The organism is Pyrobaculum ferrireducens, assembly GCF_000234805.1.
Lineage (GTDB): Archaea > Thermoproteota > Thermoprotei > Thermoproteales > Thermoproteaceae > Pyrobaculum > Pyrobaculum ferrireducens.
The window spans coordinates 330204-352459 of the sequence record NC_016645.1 but is presented as its reverse complement, the minus strand read 5'-3'; the positions used below and the strand labels follow the sequence as shown (position 1 = coordinate 352459).

Here is a 22256-nt window from a genome sequence, read left to right as displayed (position 1 = left end):
GTCCCTTTTTCTGCGTTTTCTCCCTCTATATTGCTAAGTTCTTTATTTACGCACCCCAGTTGCTGGCGGCCGCGCCTCTTTCGGCTTACGGCTTTGCGGTGGCGTGGATAGCGAACCCGCTATTGGGACTCCCCCGCTGGTTGGCATTAGTACATCTATCGGCGCCCTACCTCTCCCTCCTATTTGGCTCTCTGGGCTGGTGGCTTCTCCTCTTCTGGCTTCTATATCTTATACTATGCATCTTTCTTCTGCCGCTATTTGTAATCAAGCCAGCCAGGGTGTTTTACAAGCCTTTCCTAACTGCTCTAATTCTCGTAACGCCATTGGCGGCGTTTCCATATACAGCGGGGTTGTTAGTGCCGCCGTCCTTCCTCTGGCACATAGGTGTGCCGCCGGAGTACGCCCGGCTGAGTTATGTACGCTACATTCACGACGTAGCTCTGCTCAGGGCTGTATACTGCTACGTGGGACGTTACGTGAGAAATCACGGTGCCGAAGAGTAAGGCATAAATGTGTAAAATTAAGTCTCTGTGTCTTAAAGATGTTCTTTTACGCATATAGAGAAATTAATCTCTCGTATATCCCCAAGAGGGGTCTGGTTCGGAGAGGTGGCACGCCGAGGTGGTCAAGCGCTACGACGAGTATAGAGAGAAGATAGGGCTAGGGCCTCAACCAACTATATAGTTTTCATGATTTGACAAATAAACTTATCGGTTATTGTCCAGCGATATATATATACAAATTCGCCTGGCATGGTATGAGGTGGGCAGAAGTGACGACAATAGTTGTGTTGGCGGTGTCCGCCATAGCCATGGCGATATCAAATTCGTTTGATGACGTAGTTCTCGTTGCTGTGGATAGAATACCGGAACATATATACGTTGTAATAAACGGCACGCCGGTTCCCCTCATCAAGGTACATATACTTGAGTTTAAAGACGCCGTATGGGCTGAGGGTAGTTTTGATCCACGGAGGCCCGTGAATCTCACCGTGCCCGTGTTCTCAGGCCCATTCCTGGCAATTCCTAAAAAGGCAGAAAGAGTACACATAAACAAGGGCAAAAGGGCTGTGTTGGTGGTGGGTGATAGAAAGATTGAGATTTTGTACAGCGATAATCCCGAGAAAGACGGCTTACCATCTGCATCAGCTACAATTATTCTGAGTGGCCGCGAAATTTCTCCTGACGTCTATGAGGTTAACAAGACCGTCATTAGGGTTTTAAGGGGGAGGTGGCAGTCACCTCCCGAAGTCTCGGTAGCCGCTACGGCGTCTTCGTATTCAAGATATATATTCAGAATTCATTCACCGCCAGTATCCACCAGGGGCAGTTTCTCGGTGAGATTCACATACGCCACGGATTTCAACACAGCCGCAAAAACATACAGCTACACCACACAGACATACGCTTATGTCGGCCGTGGCGTTACTGCCATTAACGTGGCCGTACGCGGCGCGCCTGCCTCCTCCGTACGTCTAACGTTGCACTACAGCGACATTCCCACCCAGACACTCCCCAGCCAGACATACGTCATGACGGCGACGTCCTACGTCACCACGAACTTTGGCTACATCTACACATTCCAGATACCTACACAGTTGCGTTCTAAATATCTATTCATCAGTGTAGACGTGTTCACAGGTCCGTGGGATGTGACGATACTCTTTGAGCCAACAGTGACCTTAGAGTACGAACGCCCCTGCCCATTTGACCCCACATGGGGCAATATAGTGTTTGACTACGTCAGCGCTTTAGTGGAGGATAACTTCTACTCAACATATTTCTACAAGACAAGGCGTATTCTCTTCATCGGAAAAATTCCTCAAGGAGCTTCAGTAGATTTTACATCATTATACATTGGAGATTTGGAATTATATAACTGTGCGGGAAGGACGAGTCAAACGGTAAGGATATATATTGGTGGGTATCTTGCTGGAACACTATACATGACTCTGACGAGCAACTCCGGTCTCTGTCAGACATTTAAATCTTCGGCTACCACTTTCTCAGCGCAAGGTGGATTTACACTGTTTAAGTTTAACTCGAGTTTGGTCCCCATAGTGTTGGAATTCGATCCGCCGTTGACACCCCTCAGCGGGAGTTCCTACTACCCCTACATTAAGATGGGCACCTTGAAGCTAAGTGGCTATAAATGGGCCGAGATATGGCTACACAACTCATCCACGTGGGTATACGGCAAATACATGTTTAGACGCGGCTTCCTTCTGTTTAACATCACGGGAGACGAGAGGTTTGTTAATATCTGGAGAAACGGCGTCTTCACATCTAACCAACAACCCCACGCAAAACCGCGGTGAAACAAATCCACACATAATGGCCAAGGCCGAGCTAGCCTCGCAAATTCTTCATGGTATACCAGTGTCATCTGCAGATTGGATATTCAGGGTGTCGTACACCCATGCGACTTACGACTTGCCAGGCAAGACCTATCTAATGAGCGTATGCTGGGCGTCGCCGTCAAATGCACTTAAACAATTATATGTAAATGCGGCCAGCTCTACGGGCTATTGGACGCCTGTAAACTTCTTAATTTCCATCGCCCAACTTACCACAGGTATACAGGTGTATAGCGAGTTGGCCGTGTTGTTAGGGTGGGTTGCACTTTATACAAACCCGCTGGTGGGACTAGGCCTAACTGCGTTCTCCATAATACTTTCCGGCGTGCAAGGGCCGGCTTACAGCGGTTGCTCCGTGACGGTAAACGGAGTCGCATACAGCGGGCCGGGATATTCGGCTGGGGTCGATACAAATGGAGCTGTGAGAAGCATGTTCTTGGCACAGTCTGTGCCTGGCTCGTTAGGTGGCATCAGATCCACTACGGTTACGTACTACATAAGGGTTTACTACTACCGCAACAATAACGACGATTCAAATTATGTAATAGGCACGACCTTCAAGGCGCCCGTGGCCTCGCCTTACGACTTCCAGAACTTATTTAACGATGCCCGCGAGTTCTATGCATATGGCTCCACGGGCGGAGTCATTATCCCGCTGGCTTATAACTGAACTCACGCCATTTTTTGGGGCCTTCTCCCTCTTCTCAGCTAGGTTCTTCCCATACGCACCGACTCTCCTTGCGGCGGCGCCCCTCTCCGCATACGGCTTTGCAGTTGCCTGGATCGCCAGCCCGATTATTGGATCTCCACGCTGGCTTTCTCTAGTCCATCTGCTCGTGCCTTACCTATCTATATTCATCGGAATTGGGGGTTGGTACTTCTTACTATTCTGGCTGATCTATCTCGTCGCTTACCTGCTTATACTACCCGCCTTCAGAATAAGACCCCGGCGGCTCTTCTACAAGCCTTTCTTCATTTCAATGATATTGATTACGCCTCTCTCCGCAATTCCCTACACCGCCGGCCTCGTAGTGTCGCCTAATTTTCTGGCTCATCTAGGAATTCCGCCTGAATACGCTAGGCTGAGCTGGATTCGCTATATCCACGACGTCATTCTACTTAGATTTGCGTTCTACTACATAGAACGGTATATGAAGAGGCATGGAAAATAAGTCAACAGCTAAAGCCGCGGTTCATAGAAGCCGAGGGCTTCCCTCGACATGGGCAACTTAAAGGTTAGAATTGTTGTTCCGCGTCGAATCCGACTCCATTGAGAGTTCGGCGTCGCCGGCTAGTGTAAGAGGACATAAAGCACAAATATGTCTATACCTCTTCTGCGTGTGTCTGTGGTAGATGAGTTGGTTAGATACACTCGTCTGCTTTATGAGAGGGGGCATTTGACTCTGCTCTCTGGTAATGTTTCTGTGTCTGTGGACGGGCTGTTTGTCGTCACGCCGACCTCCTACCCGAAGCCGTTTCTCGAGGCGGGGGACCTGGTGTGGATCAACGGCGAGGGAGAGGTGGTCAAGGGGAGGCTCAGGCCCACAAGCGAGTGGCGTATGCACGTCGCAATATATAGAAGGAGGAGGGATGTCGGCGCCGTCGTCCATACCCATGACGTATTGCCTACGCTACTCGCCGAGAGGATAGAGGCGGATCTCCTCTCCGAGGCCGAGGCCTACCTGGGGTCGGGGATAGCCGTGGTGCCCTACATCCAGCCGGGGACTGCCGAGCTCGCCGAGGCCGTCGCCGCGGCGCTTGAGAAGAGCAACGTGGCTATCTTGAAGCGACACGGCGTGGTGGCCGTGGGCAGAGACCTAGCCGAGGCTGTGAACAGGATAGAGGTCGTGGCTGATCTGGCGAGGGCCACGTTCTACAAGTGGGTAATGGAGTTATGGAGTGCCAAGAGAGGCGACTAGTGGGGGATCTAATAGCGCTCGCCTCGGTGGAGGGGTTGCCCGTAGCCGAGGCGGCTAGGAGGCTCTGCGTCACACGCCAGGGTTTATACAAGTTGCTAAAACAGCTGAGGGAAGAGGGCTACGTGGCAGAGAGTCCGGTGGTCAAGCTTACCCCAAAGGGGAGAGATCTCCTGAGTTCTGTCCTTAGAGATCTCCTACGCTACTTTAACATAGCTTCTATTAGGCTGGTGGGGCGCGTCGTAAGCGGCCTCGGCGAGGGCGCCTTCTACATATCGCTAGAAGGCTACAAGAGGGCTATAGAGGACAAGCTTGGCTTTGCGCCCTACCCGGGTACGCTTAACGTAAAGCTGGATCCGCAGTACCTCCCATACAGGAGGTATCTAGACGGGTTGCCTGGCGTCGTAATACCTGGGTTCTCAAACGGTCTGCGGACTTATGGAAGCGTCAAGGCATTTAGAGCGAGGGTCAACGGCGTCGAGGGCGCAGTCGTTATGCCGGAGCGGACTCACCACCCAACTGACGTCATCGAAGTCATCGCGCCTGTGAGGCTCCGCGACGTGCTGAACGTGAAAGACGGCGATATTGTGGAAGTGGAGGTTCTTTTATAAACGGTGGCTGTGTACCTACTGTGAAGGAGCTGGGGATAGTTGTGAGCGGCGCCACTATAGGCTCCATACCCGTCCAGATTTACCGCTCTGCCGAGCGCTACGCCGTCGAGGAGCAGCTAGTCGGGGTTGTGGATCGGGAAAACCCGGGCGAGGTCATCGTGGGTTTTCTGCGGCGCGTGACCAAGCTGGAGCCTGTGATACGCGACAGGGTGAGGACTCCGTATGTGGATAGGCCTGAGATGGTGGACTACGGCATACTCCTCCCCTACACCTCTGCGGTTGTTAAGCCCTACGTGGCGATTAGAGACGGCAGATTGACTGAGGTGACAAACGTAGTGACGCCGGGCTCAAAAGTGTACCTCCTAGACGCCTCGGCGCTGGAGGGCGTCTTCAAGGGGGACTACATCTACGTGGGGGCGCACAAATACTCAGGGTGGGCTCTTCCGCTTGACGTTCGCTACGTGACGCACCACGTGGGGGTCTTCGGGGCCACGGGCATGGGCAAGTCTAGGCTGGTGAGGGCGTTGATAAACGAGCTCTCGGCGAGGGGCTACAAGGTGATTGTTTTCGACCACACCGGCGTGGACTACGCCCCCTACTACGGCGCTGTTATAAAGTCCACCGAGGTTAAGATACCGCCGAACATCCTCGCCTCTGTGATAGCCAGGGTGGCTCAGCTTCAGTGGCAGACGCACGGGGAGTATCTCGAAATAGCCACCATGACGTATGAAGGGAAGTGGTCTAAAGATGCGTTTGTGGCACATCTGCGGAGAGTTATGAAGAGGCTGAACGCGCGGGACTCCACTATAGAGAAGGTGGAGCTGTACCTGAGGCAGCTTGTTGACAACGCCTTTTTTGAAGAGCTAAACAACAGAGTTAAAACTCCCGAGGACATCCTCTCTCTCGACGCCTCTCCCGTGGTTGTGGATCTAAGCTACGACACAGACCTCTCGGTAAAGCAAGCCATAATTGCCACAGTCATCGAAGCGGCTTGGGCGAGTGTGAAGAGCGGAAAGGCCCCGGCCCGCCTAGTGTTTGTGGTTGACGAGGCGCAGAACTACGCGCCACAGACCTGGACAATTTCAAAAGACGCCATAGAGACCACCGTCAGAGAGGGCCGTAAGTGGGGCCTCTCCATAATCCTGGCGAGTCAGAGAATAGTAGGCGACATCGACCCGTCGATAAGGGCAAATCTAGGCACCGTATTCTTCTCCCGCCTCACGGCCCCCACCGACGTGAGGGAAATATCCACATACCTAGATCTCGCCGACATAAACGAAGGCGTGTTAGCCCAGCTACAGCCCAGGGAGTTTTTCGTCGCCGGGCTTATGAACCCGCTGAGGAGGCCCGTGTTGATAAAGACAAAAGAGGTGGCGTAGATGGAGACCCTCGACTACTGGCTAGAGCCCGATCTGATAATCGCCTTAAGACACGACGTGGAGAGGCACGCCGAGAAAATCTCGCGGCTACGCAAAACACTGGAGGAACTCGCTTCTTTAAGAAACGCAGTTGAGGTGAGGCAGATCGGCCCCCCGCGGAGCTTCGACGTGTACGCCGTGGACTCCTCCTACGGCTCGCCCTCCCTTGAGCTTGTCGGCGGCGTCTTCACCGTCATCGCCTACGGCTACGTAGGCGTCTCCGGCGGGGTGCAGGACAGGTTTCTAACGGGGACGCTATACTTCGCCGACAGCAGAGAGGGCGATGTTTCGAGATATGCGGCGTTGCTGGAGAAGCGCCTCGCGGCGAGGCTCTTAGCGGGTAGGTTGAGGGGGGAGAAGAGGTTCGATCTTCTGGTGCTGGATGGCGAAATAGCTATCCACCCCCTGCCCTTCAACCTCGCCGTGAGGGGAGGGCGCCTCGAGGAGGTCAACAAGGTGGTGGATAGACTCCTCAACTACGCCGCGAGGAGCGGCGCCAGCATCGTCGCTGTGGCAAAGAGGGTTAGGTCGAGGTATCTATCCCTACTAGCTGGGAGGTGCCTACCTGTAAACGACAAGGTCGCCGCCTCGGCGATGCTGAGGCCCGGCGAATACTTCAGCCTAGGCAAGTTGCGAGATCTTCTGCCTAGGTGGGTTTCTATACACTATGCAGACTGCGAGGGAGGTCCGGAGAGGGAGGCTATTCTGAAATGCTACAAGGGGGAGCGGGTAGGCCTCAGTCCTAAGGGCGAGAGGCTTTGTAGAAGGCTGGTGGAGTTCGGCCAGAACTTTAACGCGGTGCTCACCACCTCGACGTATCCCCACTTGCGTCTGCTTGGCGACGTGGAGGTCGTGTACTACATGCCGCCGGGTCACAGAACGGCGGTGCGAGTAGAGGTCTTAGATATGGGGGGCCTGGGCGTGGGGGAGATAGTGTCCTACCTGGCGTCCACCACCTCGACGGTGACCGGATACCCCCAGATTCTCGACGCCGTGGATCAATACGTGAGGGTGAGCCCCGACCTCGTCGAGGCTGTGCTGACGGCTCTGCTGTCGAAAACGCCGGAGTCGCTCACACACCTCATGTGGCCTACGAATATGCAGAAGAGGCTAGCCAGCCGCTACTGACGACAAACGCCTCAGTTGCGTCCAGCCCCCTCCTTCACCGGTAGCCTCGTCGCCTGCTCTAGGAATATCTTGTCGACACGTGATATCTTTATGTTGAGGCGGATGCGTAGCCCCTCCACAGCCACGCCCGCGCCTCTGTAACCACGCGCCTCTAGATACTCCCTAATTTCCTCGGGGTCGGCTCTCAGCTTCTTTAAGTCGCCGCATGGCCCCCAGCGGCACAGGGCACACGCCTGTCCGTGGGCGACTACGTTGGAGGCGCAGGAGGCTGGCAAGACCTCAAATCCCAGCTCCTTCGCCGTAGCCACGACCCGGCTCTTGGGGTAGTTAATCGCCGTCTGCCGCCTCGGATGTAGCTCCTTGACATACGGCCTAACGTCGACCCCGAAAGCTTTGAGCCTGGCGGCTATTCCCGCCGTCACTCGGAGGGTGCCGAAAACAACCCTGCGGAAGCCCAGCTCACGTGCATAAGCTAGGAGCCGTGTCAGCTCTCTATCCGTGACGTCGGGCACCACCGGCCGGACGAAAAGTGTGACGTTGACGCCCCGCCTCAGCAACTCAGCACCCGCCCTGAGCCTATCCGCCGGGCTGGGCGCCTTCGGCTCCAGTCTACCGCTTAAGTCGGTGACGCTTATCAAGACGTCAAGCCCCTTCTGAACATCTGCGAGCTCGGCGGGAGGCGGCATTTTTGTCGAAACTTGGATCGGGTTGCCTAGGTAGGCGGCCACCGCCTTCATGTAGCCCACCGCCAGCTCTTTCGTCTCTGGGAGAAAGGGCTCCGTAACAGATCCCACAGCAACCAAGGTGCCCCACTCCCCCACCGCCACGTGGGGGTTCGCCGCAATGGCGTATGCCATTTGTAGAGGCGTTAGTCTGTAGGGCGACGCGGCACCGGGGAAACCCATGTCGTATATGTAGCAGTACGCACACGCCAGAGGGCAACCGACACCTGTGTGTATAGTTATGCCACAGGGCCTGGGCGGCCTCTTTGCGTGGTGGTCTCTCCTAGCCTCTAGAGTCTCCTCTCTGGCCAGCCTCTCCTCCAATGTCTTAATAGTCTTTAATTTCGCGGTCCAGGCCTCCATTCATGAGTAGCGACGCGGCTTTTCTTAAAATCTTCCTAATCACCCCCCTCTTCTCCACTGTTCCGTAGAGCTTAATCGCCGCCTTTCTGAGGCTCCCGGTCTCCACCACGGCTTTCAGCACTTTCTGCTCGCGTGGGCTTAGCCTAAGCTTATTCAAAGCCAGCGTCGCTATCTCCACCGGCGTCAGCCCTCCGTAGTGGGCGTCTTCTGGCATCTCCAACCTGCTCACCTTGCCGAATTTTACAACTGTGACCACCGCGTCGTCCCGCAGGCCGGGGTACCTCTTTTTTAGGTAAGCCACCAGCTCCTCCCGGGAGCTGAAGCCGTCTAGCAGGGCGTCTCTCTCGGTCAGCTCGGAAACCCGCTTGTACACCACCTCAGCCACCTCAGCCACGGCGACGATTTTCCCTCCGCTGTGTATGTAGACTCTCTCGGCTACCCTCAAGACCCCCGGCCTAATCGTGGACTTCTTGCTTCCCTCCAGCAACGCCTTGAGATACCTCTGCGACAGCATGAGGTGGCGAATCACGACCCCTCCCACTCTGCAATTTAAATCTTAGAGGCGGAGCGACGGAGTAGCGCCGAAGCCCTCGACGTCGTACTCATCCACGTCGACGGGGAATATCCGCACGCCTACCGGCCTCCCCTTGGCCTCTGCAACTGCGGCAAGGTCGTACAACATCTTCTTCAACGCTCCCCAATCCCTCACCCTTATCGGGGCCATGTCGAGGCCTGGGATGCACACCGATGTGTAGCTCACGAATTTGTCCAGCCCCAGCGCGCCTGCCCTAACCAGCCGCTTCAACTCCTCGTCCTCTGCCAGGGGTAGCATCACCTCGTTGAACCCCACCTTCCTAGCCCGGGCGGATTCAATAGCTTTGTTTAGCCGACGTATTGCATGGTGGGAGCCGGGCTCTCCCAGTCTTATCTGAAACAGCCGCTCCAACGCCTTGGCTACGCTCTCCTCGCCCCATGGAGATAGAGAACCGTCGACGCCGAGAAACTCGACGCCGAGCGAAGAGGCGATCTGCCTCCCGATCTCTTCCCCCCTCTTTAAGACTCTGTCCACGTCGTCTAGGCTTTCTAGGTCGCTTGGATACAACAACGACACCGAGACTCCCCTCTGCGTGGTGATGGATGCGGGGAAGTAGGGCGAGTTGAAAACAGCTCCCCCAAGCATTAGGGAGACGTAGCGGGAGAGGTGTACCTCGCCTTTGGTGTATATTTTCTGCAAGAATTTTATGTATTCACCAACGTCACTTAAGGAGGCGAATACATTGTATTGCGATACGTAGCGGTAGACCTCATCAGCGTCGTAGTAGAGGTGAATCACTGATATGTACTTAACGCCGCGCTCCTTCAGACTGGCTATCACTCTCTCCGCCTCATGCGGAGGAGGCGGCGACACCGAGACGCGTATAGTCAGAGGCGACGCCGCTTCCGCCCTCTGCAGAAACTGGTCTACTAAGGAAAAGTCGTCGTTCCACATCAAGTGCAAAGTTACAGATCTAACCTTCATAGCCACCCCCGAGGCACAGGTATATATCTACCTCCCCCGACGCCGCCATTAAACAGCTAATAGTACCACGTCAATAGGTGGAGGTGTTCAGGTGGGTATCTGCCCAGTCTATGAGCCCTGCAGACCTCTCTAAAGGGGCAGATCCCGCACTGCGGCCCCTCTCTTTTGCATATTTTCCTACCGAAATTCCAGAGGAAGTCGTCAAGCGCAAAGGGGTGCAGATCGGCGAATTTTGCCACTATTCTCCACGCGGTCTTTACCAGTTCTCTCAGCCTTATGTCCTCCTCCCGCGTCACCTCCACGCCGCTTTCCAGAAAGCCGAAGTCTATCTCCACAATCCCAAGCCTATACGCCACTCTACTTAGGTGGTTGTCGACCGGCACGTCGGCCTCCGCCGAGTCTCTGAAGCTCGCCAGGCCCCTACCCTCGAGAAACTTTGCGAGGAGCATGACTTTCTTACCCACCGGATCTTCGTAAGCTCTGAAGCTGGAGAGGGCGTCCCGAAGCTTCTTTACGCTGTCTACAGAGATAAGAGCCTCGAACCCGCCTCTCGCCGCCGCCTTCCTCCCGACATCTCTCAGAAGGAGGACCCTGGTGTGGAAATCCCACAGCCTTCTCCCGCCCAAGGTGAAGAGGGGCTCTGCCTCCGCTGGCGTTAGCTCGGCTAGTCTTCTTGCCTTGAAAAACCCTTTGTCATATGCTAGTCTGCCTAGGCGGTATAGGGCGTCGGTGCCGTGGAAAAACTCCCCCTCTATCACCCCCTCGAAGGGTTCCCACAGACTTGTGCGGTGGTCTACAGCCACCATCGAGACGAAGTACGCTACTTGGTCCTCGACTGCGTCGCCGGGAGGGGGGTAGAACCTCTGGTCTGTGTAGCTATCACGCCTCACCTCCAGCCCCTTCAGAATGTTGGCCACAGCCTCTGCCGCGTCTACGTCTATCGCGGCCACGGGCGTGTGTATAAAAAGGGATTAAAGCAATGCGTCCACTATGCGTACATGTGTCGAGTTGAGGGGAAGCATCTCCGTGGCTCATAGACCGGCTTTCTCGCCGGCGTGGGGGCGTGTTCACGGTCACGACTACCACATCACGGCTGGCTTCTGTAGAGACGGCTATCACGAACTGGTGGCGGACGCCGCCGAGGTCGGGGAGAGGTTTAGAGAAATTCTAGCCAGGATGGACGGCAGATACTTAGCATCTAGCTCCGAGCCCACGCAGTTCGGCGGGGACGAGGTATACGTAGTGCCCTGCGGCCTGGCGGGGGTCAGCGGGGAGTGTCTGGCGAGGCACATAGCCGAGCTGATCGGAGCGACGTGGGTAAGGGTGTGCGAGTCCGGCTTATGGTCACCTTGCTTCTATTTCGAGAGATAAGCCTTATAAAGCAGACACGCGGTGTAGACGTGAAAATCCGGGTTAAGTTCCTCGCCACACTCTTCGACTTAACGGGGGTGTTGAAGACTGAGGTGGAGGTCCCCGACGGCGTCACGGTTAGGAAGCTCATCGATATATTAGATGAGAGATTCCCCAGGCTTAAGTCCGAGTTGTTGCAGAATGGCGACCAGCTGAGGCCTATGTACAACATCTTGGTTAACGGCAGGGCTGTGGAGTGGCTCAGGGGGCTTGACACTGAGCTTAAAGACGGCGACGAGGTGGTGTTTATACCCCCCGCCGCGGGGGGCTATTTTGAACAGGGGTCCCACACGGCGTATTCGCCGCATCCGTAGGTTGCAACTGCTCTGCAGAAAACCACTACGTGGTCGCCTACCTCAACCTCGTGGCTGTATATACACTCCACAACTCTCGAGGCGTCGCCCAGCCTCCGACAGGGCACGACTTTACACTCGGCCGCGTTACCCCACCTATCCAGCTTATTCTCCCCCGGCTTTCCGAATATCTCGTAGGCCCTCTCGGCGTCTTGAACCAAGTTGATAGAGAAGACGCGCGCCTCTCTAACCACCTGGAGCGTCTTCCTAGCCTTATGCAGAGGCAACCCTATAAGGGGCTGGTCGCCGGGTATTACCAGAGGCCACCCCACCACTGCCCCGTGGCCAGAGGCCACGATCACCAAGACGGGGGTGGGGAGGGGGGAGCGCTCGCACACTCTTTAAAAAGAGGACCTAGTTAATATACATGGAGGCCGAGAGGGCAGTCTTGACCACCGTCACACTTCCCGCGTCTCTTGTAAAAAAAGTTGATAAGCTTGTCTCTAGGGGGTTTTTTCCAAATAGATGTGAGGCTGTGCGGTATGCTGTAGAGAAGTTGTTGGAAAAGTACGAGGGATCCCTAGATTAGCTCGTAGCGACCGTCTGGGTACACCCTGGCCCCGGCCCGTCTCGTGGCCCAGCAGGAGAACACGATGCCGATGGAGAACGTGGCTGGGTGGCGGTATACGTATTCGATGTGTACGTCGAGAGCTGTGACCTTCCCGCCCACGCCGTGTACCCCCATCCCGAGCTTGTTTATCGCCCTCAGAAGCTCCTCCTCCATCTTTGCAATTTCCGGCTCTGGGTGCCTCGAGCCGACGGGTCTAATGGTTGCGGCTTTTTTAGCCAGCTTAGCGGCTATGTCGACGGAGGGCCCTATGCCGACGCCCACTATCACCGGGGGACAGGGCATAGGCCCCGCGTCTACGACAGCCTCCAGCACTAGGCGCGGTAGCTCCTTCATGGCGACTCCGGGGGGTAGCGTAAAGGCTTTGCTCGGTAGCTCCGTGCCGCCTCCCTTCGGCACGTAGTAGAACTCTATGTAGTCGCCGTCGAAGAGCTCCACGTCGAACCAAGGTGCGCCTATTCCCGTGTTGTCTCCTGGATTCCTCTCGCTGAAGGGGTGCACCGTGTTAGGCCTCAAGGGAAGCTCTTTGGTGACTTCTCGCACCGCCTGGGTTAGTATGTCGTACACCCTGCTTCTGAGGGGGAAGCCGTCGCCGAGCTTTATGTAGAAAGTTGGGAATCCTGTGTCTTGACAGACCGCAATTTTCTCTGAGGTGGACAGCTCTATGTTTTTTAATATGGCGCTTAGCTGTATCCGGGCGGCCTCGCCCTCTTCCGCCTCGTGGGCCTTCTTAAGCGCGTTGTTTATATCAAAGGCTGGGCCTATGCTCGCGCGTATAATCGCATCTTTAGCAACTTTGAGGAGGATTTGCTCAAGCATGGCAATTTCCCTATTCATGTTAAAAATATTTTTCCTGGACCCCCTATCTAGTCTATTTACGTGGATTGTCGTTACTCATTTTTTTAATATGCCAGACACTTAGAGACATGCCTACGTACTACCTAAAGACGCCTCTCACGGCTGAGGAGGTTTCTAAGCTAAGGGTTGGAGATACGGTGTACGTCACAGGGGTGGTGATCAGTGCAAGAGACTCGGCGCATAAGCGGATGCTGGAGTACGTGGAGAGAGGCAACAGACTCCCGGTGGATCTGCGGGGTGGGGTTATCTACCACGCGGGGCCCGTGGCTAGAAAGAGAGACAGCACGTGGGAAATCCTGAGCATGGGGCCAACCACCTCTGCACGTATGGAGGCGTTCGAAGCCGAGGTGATAGAGAAGCTCGGCGTCAAGCTCGTGGTGGGTAAAGGCGGCATGGGGAAGAAAACGGCGGAAGCCATGAGGAGGCATGTGGCGGCCTACGCCATATTCACGGGCGGCGCCGGGGTCCTCGCAGCCAAGGCGATTAAGAGGGTGGTAGACGTCCACTGGCTTGACTTAGGCATCGCGGAGGCCATGTGGGTGCTGGAGGTGGAGAACTTCGGCCCCCTCACAGTGATGATCGACCCGACGGGTCGAAACTACTACGACGAGTTGAGAGAGGCGGCGAGGGCAAAGATACCAGAAATCCTCTCTGCAATTGAGTGGCCTCATTAGGACTTTATATCCAGGTTTTTTACGCTCCGTGGTTTTCCACCTCCTACATCCAGAGCTACGAGATGCGATAAGGGAGCTGGGCTACACAGAGCCCACACCGGCGCAGGCGGCTGGCATCCCCAGAATTTTGAGCGGGGCGCACGTCCTCCTCATCGCGCCGACGGGGTTCGGCAAGACCGAGGCGGCGCTGTTCCCGATTTTTTCTAGGCTTCTTGAGGCGGGGCCTGGGCCCGGGGTTAGGTGTCTATACATCACGCCGCTGAGGTCGCTGAACCGCGATCTGCTTCGCCGCCTTGTTGCCCTCTCCGAGAGGGTGGGGCTGTCTATAGGCGTGAGGCATGGGGACACGCCTGAGGGCGAGAGGAGGCTGTTGGCGTCGAGGCCGCCTGACGTCCTCATCACGACGCCGGAGACGTTGCAAATTCTGCTTCTGCATAAGCGGTTTAGGCAGAGTTTGAGAAATGTGAGGTTTGTCGTAGTTGACGAGGTTCACGAGCTTGTGAATAGTAAGAGGGGGGTCCAGCTGGCTGTTGGGCTAGAGCGGCTGGCGGAGCTCGCGGGGGAGTTTCAGCGGGTTGGCCTCTCGGCGACTGTGGGCTCGCCGGGGCTGGTGGCGGCCTTCCTGGGTGGGTACAGGAAGGTGGAGGTTGTCGACGTTTCGGGGGAGAAGAGATTTGAGATTGAGGTGGTTCTGCCGACGCCTGTCGACGAGGATTATATAGAGGCTGAGAAGTTTGACGCGACGCCTGAGGCGGTGGCGCGTGTTAAGAAGGTGGCTGAGTACGTCAAATCCGCGAGGGGCTCTGTCTTGGTTTTTACTAATACTAGGGATGGGGCCGAGTTTCTCGCCTCTCGTCTTAAGTTCGTCATGGGCGACGTGGTGGACGTGCACCACTCGTCGCTCTCCAGAGAGCACAGGGTGGCTGTGGAGGAGAGGTTGAAGAGGGGCGGGCTGAAGGCTGTGGTGGCCACCTCCAGCCTGGAGCTGGGGATTGACGTGGGGGAGGTGGATTTGGTGGTGCAGTACGGCTCGCCGAGGCAGATGTCTAAGCTTGTGCAGAGGGTGGGCCGTAGCGGCCATAGGCTGGGGCTGGTGTCTAGGGGCGTCGTAGTGGCGTCGGACGTGGAGGACTACCTCGAGTCTGAGGTAATTACAGAGTGGGCGTCGGGTGGAGTTCTTGAGAGAGATGTGGAGTACCATGAAAATGCGCTTGACGTCTTGTTGCATCAAGTTGTGGGTATTGTGCTGGAGGCGAGGCTGGAGGGGAGGGAGGTAGACGTTGGCTACGTGGCGAGGGTGGTGAAGAGGGCGCATCCCTATAGGAACTTGACTGAGGAGGATATCCGACTGGTGCTGGACTTCGCCGAGAGGCACGGCTTGATGAGGGGGATGCGGCCGAGGAGGGGTAGTATCCGCTACTATTTTGAAAATGTCTCGACTATCCCAGACGAGAAGAGCTACAGAGCTATGGATGACACTACTGGGAGGGTGGTTGGGGAGCTGGATAGAGAGTTTGTATACTCCATAGAGCCGGGCACGAAAATTGTCTTGTCCGGCCGCGTGTGGACTTTCGCCAGGCGCGAGGGCGACGTGGTGTACCTATACCCCGACTACGACGTCACCGGGGCCCTCCCGGCGTGGCTTGGCGAGCAGATCCCAGTGCCTTACGAGGTGGCTCAGGAGGTCTGCAGGCGGCGTGCCGAGGTTCTCCGCAGATCGCTCAGTGGCGAGGAGGAGCTTCCAGTAGACACAGAGGGGCTCACCCCAGACCTAATTCCAGAGCCGGAGAGGCTCCACATCCACGTCGTTGAGAATAGATATGCGGTTGTCCACAGCTGTCTTGGGCACAAGGGCAACGAAGCGCTTGGGGCGTATCTCTCTCATGCGCTTTCTGGCTACGTGGGGCCTGTGGGGTATAGATCCGATGCGTATAGAGTGCTCCTAATCTTCAGGGAGTTCGTACCGGTGCAGGCTTTGGAGGAGGTGTTTAAAAAACCGCAGTCTTTCGTATACACAACAATTAGAAACGCGGTGAGGAGCTCGAAGATGTCTAGATATAGATTTCTACAGGTGGCTAGGCGGGTTGGCCTAGTGTCGAAAGACGCCGAGGACGTGCCAGCTAGGCTTCCAGAGGTGTACGCCGACGATCTCCCGGGGGTGGAGGCTCTAAACGAGTTGTTTGTAGAGAGGCTGGATGTCAAGGCGCTTACGGAACTGCTCGGGAGAGTGTCCAGTGGGGAGGTGCCCCTAGTGGTGAAGAGGCTGGCGAGGCCTACGGCGTTGGAGAAGCCCATCTTGGAGGAGGCGTTGCGCCTCGACTTTTCCTTTAGGGGCCTGTCGAGGGAGTCCCTGGCCGACTTGGCGAGGAGGAGGATTTTGAATAAATACGTCACGTTGCTGTGTCTAAACTGTGGCTGGGTCTACGCCTCTAGGGCGTCTATGCTTCCGGAGGATGTACAGTGCCAGCGCTGTGGCGTGAGGGCGCTGGCGGTTGTTAAAAACATTGATTTGGAAAAGGCGAGGCTTGTGGTTAACAAGTTTAAAATTAGGCAGAGGCTGGGCCCCGACGAGAGGAGGGTTTTGGAGAACCTGCAGCTAAGCGCATCCCTCGTCTTGGAACACGGCAAGCTGGGCGTGTTGGTGCAACTAGCCCACGGGGTTGGGCCTAAAACCGCGGTGAAGATATTAAACAAGTTTCTCGAGGGCGCCGATCTCTGGGTGGCTATAATAGATGCGGAAAAACAGTTCGCGGCGACCAGGGCCTTCTGGGACTAGGTAAATCCCTGGGATTTTAGAAACTCTTCGAATAGCCTCTTTGCCCGCTCCGCCACAGGCCCTACGCCCTCTACGCCGATTTCGCTAACCCGGACCTTGTCGCCTATTAAGACTGTGTTGGTCTCCTCTACGTACTTCACCATGCCTGGGAATATCTTCTCCGCGTGTTTGGCGAATTCTCTCATGTCTATGCGCCTCTCCATGCTGTCTATGTGGACGATGTATCTATACATTATGAAGACTCTAGTGAACTTCTCGCCGGATTTATTCACGGCGTTTGCGAGGACGATGTTCAGCTGGTTGTCCACGGCGTGTAGCACGCCTCTGTAAACCTCGCCGTTTGAAAGAACTACCTGCACCTCTCTGCCTAATACGTTGTTGAGCTCCGCAACGAATCGCTTGCTGGCCTCCGCCAGTGTGCTCGCCATATGGGGGACAGTGCCCAAGTATTAAAATTTACAAGGCGGGGGCGTCAACGGGGCTCCGCCAGCTATTTTATACCTATGTAAACCTTCTCCCCCACCTTTAGCGGTAGCTCCGTCAGTATATCAAGTTGTAGCCCGCCGATTGATATACGCGTAACCCCGCCCCCGACGTGGTATACAAGGCCCCACATGTAGATCCTGTACTGGCTAAGATCTCCGTCTTTCTCCTTCCGGATTACTAACTTCACCTGGTCACCCGCCGCTAGCCTTACACCTATTTTATCAAGAGGTAGCTCCAGCGTGGCCTCCACATCACCCTTTAATTTTATTGTATTTGGAAAATTGTCGTCGACCTCAACGACGCGCAGTGAGAACTCCATGAGGTTTGGCCTATGGTGGCTTTATTAAAGTTTTAAGCCCGGCTCTTGGCGTCTACTGGTTCAAAACTTTTGATTAACTCTCTCCATAGAAAAAATATAAGTAGTTGTTTTAATAAATATAGGTTTCTCCCTTACGTGAACTGTCCATACTGCAAGTCAGAAAATATAGTATTAGTAGATGGCGAATATGTTTGTAAAGATTGTGGTAGCGTCATAGGGCCTGAGGTAGTGCCGCCTCGCGTCAAACAGATCAGCGCTGTAGCTCTTAGACGCCGCGTCGTGCTTATTCTACTAGAGAAAGAGACTAAAGAGAACGTGAAGAGGCGCTACGGCGAAGTGGTGGAGTTTTACATTACTAAAATTGCAAATGAGCTGGGTAGAGGAGACGTAGGAAAGGTAGCCATGGAGATATTTAGAAAACTAGACAAGAGGATCTACCAAGGGAAATCCCCCAGAGTGATAGCGGCGGCCCTCTCCTACCTAGCGGCTGAGCAGATAGGCTTTTACGTACATAAGCAAGTTATTGCAAAAATTCTGGGAATCAGTAAGTTCAGTATAAGAGACACCGCGTCGCGCCTCCGTAGATATGTACCACGTATTATTGAAAATTCTTGAGTGCGCAGAGTGCCGCTCATCTTGCGTAGAGAAGGGGTTCTGCGACTTCTCGGCAAGCGAGCTACCCGCAGTGCTGAAGATACTCTCACGTATATACAAAAAGACAATAGATGACACTCTCGATTTTAGATACGGAGTGTTGAAGAAGATAAATAAAGAACTGGCGCTGAGATGGACGCTGGCCACAGTCGGCCTAGTGGAAATCGCCGAGTTTCTAGAAGACGAGGATGTCGAGGACGTGGCTCTGATCCCCGGCAGGCCGATATACATAACGCGCAAGTGGGGGAAGGAGAACAGCGGAAAGATGTGTAAAGGAAAGGCGATAAGAGCCATACTCAAAATTGCCCACCTCAAATCTGTTGAGCTCTCCACCTCCACCCCTTCGCTGAGATACGGCCTCAAGATCGGCCCCCTTAGGCTGAGAATTTCGCTAGACCTCCCGCCGATAGTGCCGCTACCCCAGGCCTACTTGAGGATACACAGGGGTAGAATCACCCTAGCCCAGTTACTGAGATCCGGCTTCCTCACCGAGGATCAGCTCAGGGAGATATATAGATGGGTTAGAGAGGGCAGACACATAGTAGTCACAGGACCGCCCGGCTCGGGCAAGACCACGCTACTGTCTGCGCTTGATGACCTAATCCCGGGTGAGTGGCAGAGGGTCTACATAGACGAGGCGGACGAGTTCGAGGACGATCCTCAGAAGAACCAGATAAAGATTAGAAATGTCAACAAGGTGAAGGAGATCTACGCATCCCTCAATCGCAATATAGACGTAATCTTCATCGGCGAGCTTCAATACGAGGAACACTTCGCCGCGTTTAAAACCGCGGTGGAGATAGGGTTGCAGACCCTCGCGACGATGCACTCGGTAAACGTAAACGACGCAGTTACGCGGCTGAGGAGGAGGGAGATAGACGTCAAAAACCTCGGCATTGTCCAGCTAGGCAAGAAATACGCCGGCACAATAGAGAGGAGGGTAGTAGAGCTGTATGCTGAGTGAGTACATAGCGCGGAGAGTAGCCGAGATACATGAAAAAACCTACCACAGGCTAGTGGTGGCGCTGGCCGTAACCTCAACGACAAGCGTAATGTTCAGCGGCATCGCACTGTTTTTCAACCCTGCCTACAAATATATAGCACTCGCCGTGCTGGCCCTGGGAATAATGGTCTCTAAACGTATCCTCAGAGCGGGGGAGAGAAAAATAAGAAAAATATTGACACATTTTGATAGAGAGCTACTAGCCCAGAGGTACACCGCCGTGCTCAAAGACCGGTACGATCCCAGAGACTACATAGCTAGAATATTCACAGAGCCTCATATCGACGATCCGGTAATTAGCGGCGAAAGAAAGCGGCTTAAGGCGGCGCAGTCACTCTTTGCACAAGGCTACACATCACTAAGGACGAGGAATAGGCTGGTCATATTAGTCACGGCGTCGTCAATTATACTCCCACACGTATTAATAAGCCAAGATATAGAAATTATAATATTTACATTAGTATTAGTTATATTGTCACTTGAAAAAAGACTTGTTTAGTCGAACTCCTCCTTCTTCTCTTCTTTCTTCTCCTCCTTCTCCTTCTCTAGCTTGCTGGCGGCTATGATCTCGTCAATTCTGAGAATCATTGAGGCGGCCTCCACCGCCACCTTCAACGCGTTTAGCTTAACTGTGAGAGGCTCTATCAAGCCCAGGGAGACCATATCCACGACCTTGCCCTGGTACACATCTAAACCGTACCTCCAGCCATCGCCCTGCTCATGTTTGTGAGTCAGCTCAGTCAGTATGTCAATTGGGTCGAGACCTGCGTTCTCGGCGAGGGCCTTTGGAATAGCCTCCAGAGCTCTTGCAAAGGCCTCCACTGCGTACTGCTCCCTCCCGCCGACCTTGGTGGCGAAGGCCCTCACGGCCTTAGCCGCCTCGATCTCCGCCGCGCCGCCCGCGGGCAGTATATACGGATCCTCTACGACGTCGGCCACCACGGAAAGCGCGTCGTCGAGGTTCCTCTCAGCCTCGTCAACAAGCCTCTCGAAGCCGCCTCTCACTAGGATGGACACAGCCCTCGGGTTCTTACACTGCTCCACAAACACCATCTTCTCATCGCCTACACGCCTCTCCTCCACCAGGCCGGCGAAGCCCAGATCCGCCTCCGTCAAGTCCTCGATACTTGTGACCAGCCTGGCGCCGGTGGCCCTCACCAGCTTTTCAATGTCGCTACGCTTCACCCTCCTCACGGCGAGGATACCCGCCTTGGCTAGGTAGTACTGCGCAATATCGTCAATACCCTTAGTGGTGAACAGCGCCGTGACGCCGAGGGACCTCAGCTTATCAACATAGCCTCTGAGTATCTTCTCCTCCTCCTCTAGAAACGCCCTCATCTGAGTCGGGTCGTTTATCCTAATCTCCGCATCTATCTCCGGCTTCTCTACCTCCAGAGGCGCGTCCAGCAATGCAATCTTGGCATTTACAACACGCTTAGGCATAGCGGCGTGGACGACCTCCTTATCGACAACAATCCCGTAGACCAACTGCGTATCTAGCAGAGAGCCGCCGTGCTTCTTCACAATCTGGATATTGTCAAGATCCACATACCACTTGCCATTCCTCTCCTCGGCGACCTGCAACACAGCCTTCACAGCCAAATCCGCGAAGTACTCCTTCACAGTCTCCGAGATCTTCCCACCCATCGACGTCATGGCGATCTTCTTCAAGGTATCGACATCGCTACGGTTTACGGGAACCGCCGACTTGCGGAGGTGCTCGGCGGCGACGTCGAGAGCCTTCTTGTAGCCGCTCACAATTACCGTCGGGTGGATGTTCTTCTCAAGCAACTTCTCAGCCTCCTCCAGCAACGCGCCGGCGAGGACCACAGCTGTGGTGGTGCCGTCGCCAGCCTCCTCCTCCTGCGATTTAGAAATCTCAACAAGCAACTTGGCAATGGGATGTTGCACGTCCATCTCGTCGAGGATGGTGGCGCCGTCGTTAGTTATCGTGATGTCGCCGAGCGAGTCGATGAGCATTTTATCCATACCCTTCGGGCCGAGAGTGGTTCTCATAACCTCCGCAATAGCTCTGGCAATCATAATATTCAGCCTAACAGCCTCCTTTCCAAACGCCCTCTGGGTACCCTCCTTCAACACTAATACCGGGACGCCGCCAATTTGAGTTAACACTGCCTGACTCATGGCTTTGACAAAAATTGTGTATATAAAAACTTTTCCGCTTAGAGCAACTCCAGAGTACGCGCCAGCGGCACAACCTCGCCCTCGCCCACATAAACCGTGTCCTCAAACTGAGCCACAAAACCCCTGGACCTCTCCACCAAAACCTCGTAGCCGTGCAACACGCCGGCCTTCAGAGCCGTAGCTATGGTGGAGTCGTCCAGCTGGGGAAACCACCTAGGGGTAAAGGGCAGAGGCCCCACCTCGGCGCTCACCAAATCGATAACATGTTGCAGATTCTTATGCCGCATCCTCAACAACCGGTATATAGTCACCTCCCGGCCGTCGGCGACGTAACCCTCCCCATTAGTGACAAACGGCTCAATGGCGTACACATCCCCCGGCGCCAGCGCCTGCGAAGCCGACTTATCTGGATAATTAGGAATTACATAGCCGGCGTGGAGAATGAACCGCTCTATCTTATGCCCGGTGAGGTTGTACACCGGGTTAAAACCAAAATTCTTAATAACCTTCTCAACAGAGTCGCCGATCTGCCACGCCTTGACCCCAGGCCTCGCCGTGTTTAAAGCAGCCTCCAGCGCGGCCCTAGCCGCCTTCTGCAAATTTACAAACACCGATCCCAGCGCCACGGTGACAGCGGCGTCGACAATATAGCCATCACGCTGAGCCCCCACGTCTATCTTAACAAGACCCGACCTCGGAATCCTAAGCTGGTCCCCCCTCTTCGCCGTGTAGTGAGCCGCAACCTCGTTAATACTTACGTTCACCGGAAAAGCAGGCTTGGCGTCGCTAGACCTAATAAAAGCCTCCACCTTCTCGCAGAGCTCAAGCACAGGCATGTCCGGCTGCGCCAAGTCCATAGCGTACTTCAGCGACTTATGAACAACGTCGCCAACCTGCCTCAACGTCCTCAACATCGCCAACCCCAAGGGCAATGTGTTTAAATCTTTAAAATGCCTAGAGGAGAGAGTTTATAAAGG

Annotated in this window: 26 protein-coding genes; 16 read left to right on the top strand and 10 right to left on the bottom strand. The window is 54.9% G+C overall.

Features of this window, described 5'->3' with window-relative positions; all coding sequences use genetic code 11:
* Positions 1–98 precede the first annotated feature (98 nt).
* The 8 genes from P186_RS01845 (at position 99) to P186_RS01810 (ending at position 7429) form a co-directional block, all read left to right on the top strand.
* Positions 99–503 carry a hypothetical protein gene (locus P186_RS01845; protein ID WP_237179443.1) on the top strand — a complete coding sequence of 135 codons (405 nt, stop codon included), beginning with the start codon at positions 99–101 and terminating at the stop codon, positions 501–503.
* 254 nt (positions 504–757) lie between these two features.
* Complete coding sequence (locus tag P186_RS01840; RefSeq protein WP_148682615.1) at positions 758–2317, top strand: hypothetical protein; 1560 nt, start codon at positions 758–760, stop codon at positions 2315–2317.
* Between the two features lie 16 nt (positions 2318–2333).
* On the top strand, positions 2334–3026 hold the full coding sequence (locus P186_RS01835) for a hypothetical protein (RefSeq protein WP_148682614.1): 693 nt from the start codon (positions 2334–2336) through the stop codon (positions 3024–3026).
* Entirely contained in the window at positions 2983–3528 is a 546-nt protein-coding gene (locus P186_RS01830; protein WP_148682613.1) for a hypothetical protein, read from the top strand. The genes P186_RS01835 and P186_RS01830 overlap by 44 nt, the downstream gene beginning before the upstream one ends.
* Positions 3529–3696: 168 nt before the next feature.
* Complete coding sequence (locus P186_RS01825) at positions 3697–4275, top strand: class II aldolase/adducin family protein (protein ID WP_148682612.1); 579 nt, start codon at positions 3697–3699, stop codon at positions 4273–4275.
* Positions 4251–4883: a DUF120 domain-containing protein gene (locus P186_RS01820; protein ID WP_148682611.1), complete on the top strand. Its 633-nt coding sequence runs from the start codon at positions 4251–4253 to the stop codon at positions 4881–4883. Before P186_RS01825 ends, P186_RS01820 begins: the two co-directional genes overlap by 25 nt.
* Positions 4884–4903: 20 nt before the next feature.
* On the top strand, positions 4904–6262 hold the full coding sequence (locus P186_RS01815; protein WP_014287677.1) for an ATP-binding protein: 1359 nt from the start codon (positions 4904–4906) through the stop codon (positions 6260–6262).
* A complete protein-coding gene (locus tag P186_RS01810; RefSeq protein WP_014287676.1) occupies positions 6263–7429 on the top strand; it encodes a DNA double-strand break repair nuclease NurA in 1167 nt (388 codons plus the stop codon).
* 11 nt (positions 7430–7440) lie between these two features.
* On the opposite strand, the gene P186_RS01805 is transcribed toward P186_RS01810, so the two are convergent.
* Genes P186_RS01805 through P186_RS01790 form a run of 4 tightly spaced genes read right to left on the bottom strand, consistent with a single transcriptional unit; the run spans position 7441 to position 10983 of the window.
* The gene (locus P186_RS01805; protein ID WP_014287675.1) at positions 7441–8514 is read right to left on the bottom strand and encodes a radical SAM protein; all 1074 of its coding nucleotides are present in this window, start codon (positions 8512–8514) and stop codon (positions 7441–7443) included.
* Positions 8480–9028, bottom strand: coding sequence for an ASCH domain-containing protein (locus P186_RS01800; protein WP_014287674.1), 549 nt, complete (start codon positions 9026–9028; stop codon positions 8480–8482). Before P186_RS01800 ends, P186_RS01805 begins: the two co-directional genes overlap by 35 nt.
* A gap of 42 nt (positions 9029–9070) precedes the next feature.
* Positions 9071–10033 carry a DUF711 family protein gene (locus P186_RS01795; protein ID WP_148682609.1) on the bottom strand — a complete coding sequence of 321 codons (963 nt, stop codon included), beginning with the start codon at positions 10031–10033 and terminating at the stop codon, positions 9071–9073.
* Positions 10034–10089: 56 nt separating this feature from the next.
* Positions 10090–10983, bottom strand: a complete 894-nt coding sequence (locus P186_RS01790) for a hypothetical protein (protein WP_014287672.1) — start codon at positions 10981–10983, stop codon at positions 10090–10092.
* 40 nt (positions 10984–11023) lie between these two features.
* Here P186_RS01790 and P186_RS01785 point away from each other — a divergent pair, with 40 nt between their 5' ends.
* A complete protein-coding gene (locus P186_RS01785; protein WP_148682608.1) occupies positions 11024–11404 on the top strand; it encodes a 6-carboxytetrahydropterin synthase in 381 nt (126 codons plus the stop codon).
* 29 nt (positions 11405–11433) lie between these two features.
* Positions 11434–11757: a ubiquitin-like small modifier protein 1 gene (locus P186_RS01780; protein ID WP_014287670.1), complete on the top strand. Its 324-nt coding sequence runs from the start codon at positions 11434–11436 to the stop codon at positions 11755–11757.
* On the opposite strand, the gene P186_RS01775 is transcribed toward P186_RS01780, so the two are convergent.
* Positions 11712–12134 (bottom strand): flavin reductase family protein, encoded by a 423-nt coding sequence (locus P186_RS01775; RefSeq protein ID WP_014287669.1) that lies wholly within the window; start codon positions 12132–12134, stop codon positions 11712–11714. The genes P186_RS01780 and P186_RS01775 overlap by 46 nt on opposite strands.
* A gap of 29 nt (positions 12135–12163) precedes the next feature.
* Here P186_RS01775 and P186_RS01770 point away from each other — a divergent pair, with 29 nt between their 5' ends.
* The gene (locus P186_RS01770; RefSeq protein WP_014287668.1) at positions 12164–12325 is read left to right on the top strand and encodes a ribbon-helix-helix domain-containing protein; all 162 of its coding nucleotides are present in this window, start codon (positions 12164–12166) and stop codon (positions 12323–12325) included.
* Here P186_RS01770 and P186_RS01765 read toward each other — a convergent pair.
* On the bottom strand, positions 12317–13183 hold the full coding sequence (locus P186_RS01765; RefSeq protein ID WP_148683138.1) for a fumarate hydratase: 867 nt from the start codon (positions 13181–13183) through the stop codon (positions 12317–12319). The two genes, P186_RS01770 and P186_RS01765, sit on opposite strands and share 9 nt — an antisense overlap.
* Positions 13184–13290: 107 nt before the next feature.
* On the opposite strand from P186_RS01765, the gene P186_RS01760 reads away from it, so the two are divergent.
* Together P186_RS01760 and P186_RS01755 are read left to right on the top strand one after the other, a co-directional pair.
* The gene (locus tag P186_RS01760; protein WP_014287666.1) at positions 13291–13896 is read left to right on the top strand and encodes a FumA C-terminus/TtdB family hydratase beta subunit; all 606 of its coding nucleotides are present in this window, start codon (positions 13291–13293) and stop codon (positions 13894–13896) included.
* A 28-nt stretch (positions 13897–13924) separates the two neighbouring features.
* On the top strand, positions 13925–16672 hold the full coding sequence (locus P186_RS01755; protein WP_014287665.1) for a DEAD/DEAH box helicase: 2748 nt from the start codon (positions 13925–13927) through the stop codon (positions 16670–16672).
* Here P186_RS01755 and P186_RS01750 read toward each other — a convergent pair.
* Together P186_RS01750 and P186_RS01745 are read right to left on the bottom strand one after the other, a co-directional pair.
* Entirely contained in the window at positions 16669–17100 is a 432-nt protein-coding gene (locus P186_RS01750) for an Lsm family RNA-binding protein (protein ID WP_014287664.1), read from the bottom strand. The two genes, P186_RS01755 and P186_RS01750, sit on opposite strands and share 4 nt — an antisense overlap.
* A 62-nt stretch (positions 17101–17162) precedes the next feature.
* Positions 17163–17477, bottom strand: coding sequence for a hypothetical protein (locus tag P186_RS01745; RefSeq protein WP_014287663.1), 315 nt, complete (start codon positions 17475–17477; stop codon positions 17163–17165).
* A 135-nt stretch (positions 17478–17612) separates the two neighbouring features.
* Between P186_RS01745 and P186_RS01740 the strand changes: the two genes are divergently transcribed.
* Genes P186_RS01740 through P186_RS01730 form a run of 3 tightly spaced genes read left to right on the top strand, consistent with a single transcriptional unit; the run spans position 17613 to position 19633 of the window.
* Entirely contained in the window at positions 17613–18092 is a 480-nt protein-coding gene (locus P186_RS01740) for a TFIIB-type zinc ribbon-containing protein (protein WP_014287662.1), read from the top strand.
* Positions 18064–19095 (top strand): ATPase, T2SS/T4P/T4SS family, encoded by a 1032-nt coding sequence (locus P186_RS01735; protein WP_148682607.1) that lies wholly within the window; start codon positions 18064–18066, stop codon positions 19093–19095. Before P186_RS01740 ends, P186_RS01735 begins: the two co-directional genes overlap by 29 nt.
* On the top strand, positions 19085–19633 hold the full coding sequence (locus P186_RS01730; protein ID WP_014287660.1) for a hypothetical protein: 549 nt from the start codon (positions 19085–19087) through the stop codon (positions 19631–19633). The genes P186_RS01735 and P186_RS01730 overlap by 11 nt, the downstream gene beginning before the upstream one ends.
* Here the strand turns inward: P186_RS01730 and thsB are convergent.
* Together thsB and map are read right to left on the bottom strand one after the other, a co-directional pair.
* Complete coding sequence (thsB, locus tag P186_RS01725; protein ID WP_148682606.1) at positions 19630–21279, bottom strand: thermosome subunit beta; 1650 nt, start codon at positions 21277–21279, stop codon at positions 19630–19632. The genes P186_RS01730 and thsB overlap by 4 nt on opposite strands.
* 38 nt (positions 21280–21317) lie before the next feature.
* Positions 21318–22193, bottom strand: a complete 876-nt coding sequence (gene map / locus P186_RS01720; RefSeq protein WP_014287658.1) for a type II methionyl aminopeptidase — start codon at positions 22191–22193, stop codon at positions 21318–21320.
* Between the last annotated feature and the right edge of the window lie 63 nt (positions 22194–22256).

What these genes read in the sequence shown, in the direction of transcription:
- P186_RS01840 (WP_148682615.1), top strand. Translation starts at nt 758, where the DNA reads ATGAGGTGGGCAGAAGTGACGACAATAGTTGTGTTGGCGGTGTCCGCC.
- P186_RS01835 (WP_148682614.1), top strand. Translation starts at nt 2,334, where the DNA reads ATGGCCAAGGCCGAGCTAGCCTCGCAAATTCTTCATGGTATACCAGTG.
- P186_RS01830 (WP_148682613.1), top strand. Translation starts at nt 2,983, where the DNA reads ATGGCTCCACGGGCGGAGTCATTATCCCGCTGGCTTATAACTGAACTC.
- P186_RS01820 (WP_148682611.1), top strand. Translation starts at nt 4,251, where the DNA reads ATGGAGTGCCAAGAGAGGCGACTAGTGGGGGATCTAATAGCGCTCGCC.
- P186_RS01810 (WP_014287676.1), top strand. Translation starts at nt 6,263, where the DNA reads ATGGAGACCCTCGACTACTGGCTAGAGCCCGATCTGATAATCGCCTTA.
- P186_RS01805 (WP_014287675.1), bottom strand. Translation starts at nt 8,514, where the DNA reads ATGGAGGCCTGGACCGCGAAATTAAAGACTATTAAGACATTGGAGGAG.
- P186_RS01800 (WP_014287674.1), bottom strand. Translation starts at nt 9,028, where the DNA reads ATGCTGTCGCAGAGGTATCTCAAGGCGTTGCTGGAGGGAAGCAAGAAG.
- P186_RS01795 (WP_148682609.1), bottom strand. Translation starts at nt 10,033, where the DNA reads ATGAAGGTTAGATCTGTAACTTTGCACTTGATGTGGAACGACGACTTT.
- P186_RS01785 (WP_148682608.1), top strand. Translation starts at nt 11,024, where the DNA reads ATGCGTACATGTGTCGAGTTGAGGGGAAGCATCTCCGTGGCTCATAGA.
- P186_RS01770 (WP_014287668.1), top strand. Translation starts at nt 12,164, where the DNA reads ATGGAGGCCGAGAGGGCAGTCTTGACCACCGTCACACTTCCCGCGTCT.
- P186_RS01765 (WP_148683138.1), bottom strand. Translation starts at nt 13,183, where the DNA reads ATGCTTGAGCAAATCCTCCTCAAAGTTGCTAAAGATGCGATTATACGC.
- P186_RS01760 (WP_014287666.1), top strand. Translation starts at nt 13,291, where the DNA reads ATGCCTACGTACTACCTAAAGACGCCTCTCACGGCTGAGGAGGTTTCT.
- P186_RS01750 (WP_014287664.1), bottom strand. Translation starts at nt 17,100, where the DNA reads ATGGCGAGCACACTGGCGGAGGCCAGCAAGCGATTCGTTGCGGAGCTC.
- P186_RS01745 (WP_014287663.1), bottom strand. Translation starts at nt 17,477, where the DNA reads ATGGAGTTCTCACTGCGCGTCGTTGAGGTCGACGACAATTTTCCAAAT.
- P186_RS01735 (WP_148682607.1), top strand. Translation starts at nt 18,064, where the DNA reads ATGTACCACGTATTATTGAAAATTCTTGAGTGCGCAGAGTGCCGCTCA.
- P186_RS01730 (WP_014287660.1), top strand. Translation starts at nt 19,085, where the DNA reads ATGCTGAGTGAGTACATAGCGCGGAGAGTAGCCGAGATACATGAAAAA.
- thsB (WP_148682606.1), bottom strand. Translation starts at nt 21,279, where the DNA reads ATGAGTCAGGCAGTGTTAACTCAAATTGGCGGCGTCCCGGTATTAGTG.
- map (WP_014287658.1), bottom strand. Translation starts at nt 22,193, where the DNA reads ATGTTGAGGACGTTGAGGCAGGTTGGCGACGTTGTTCATAAGTCGCTG.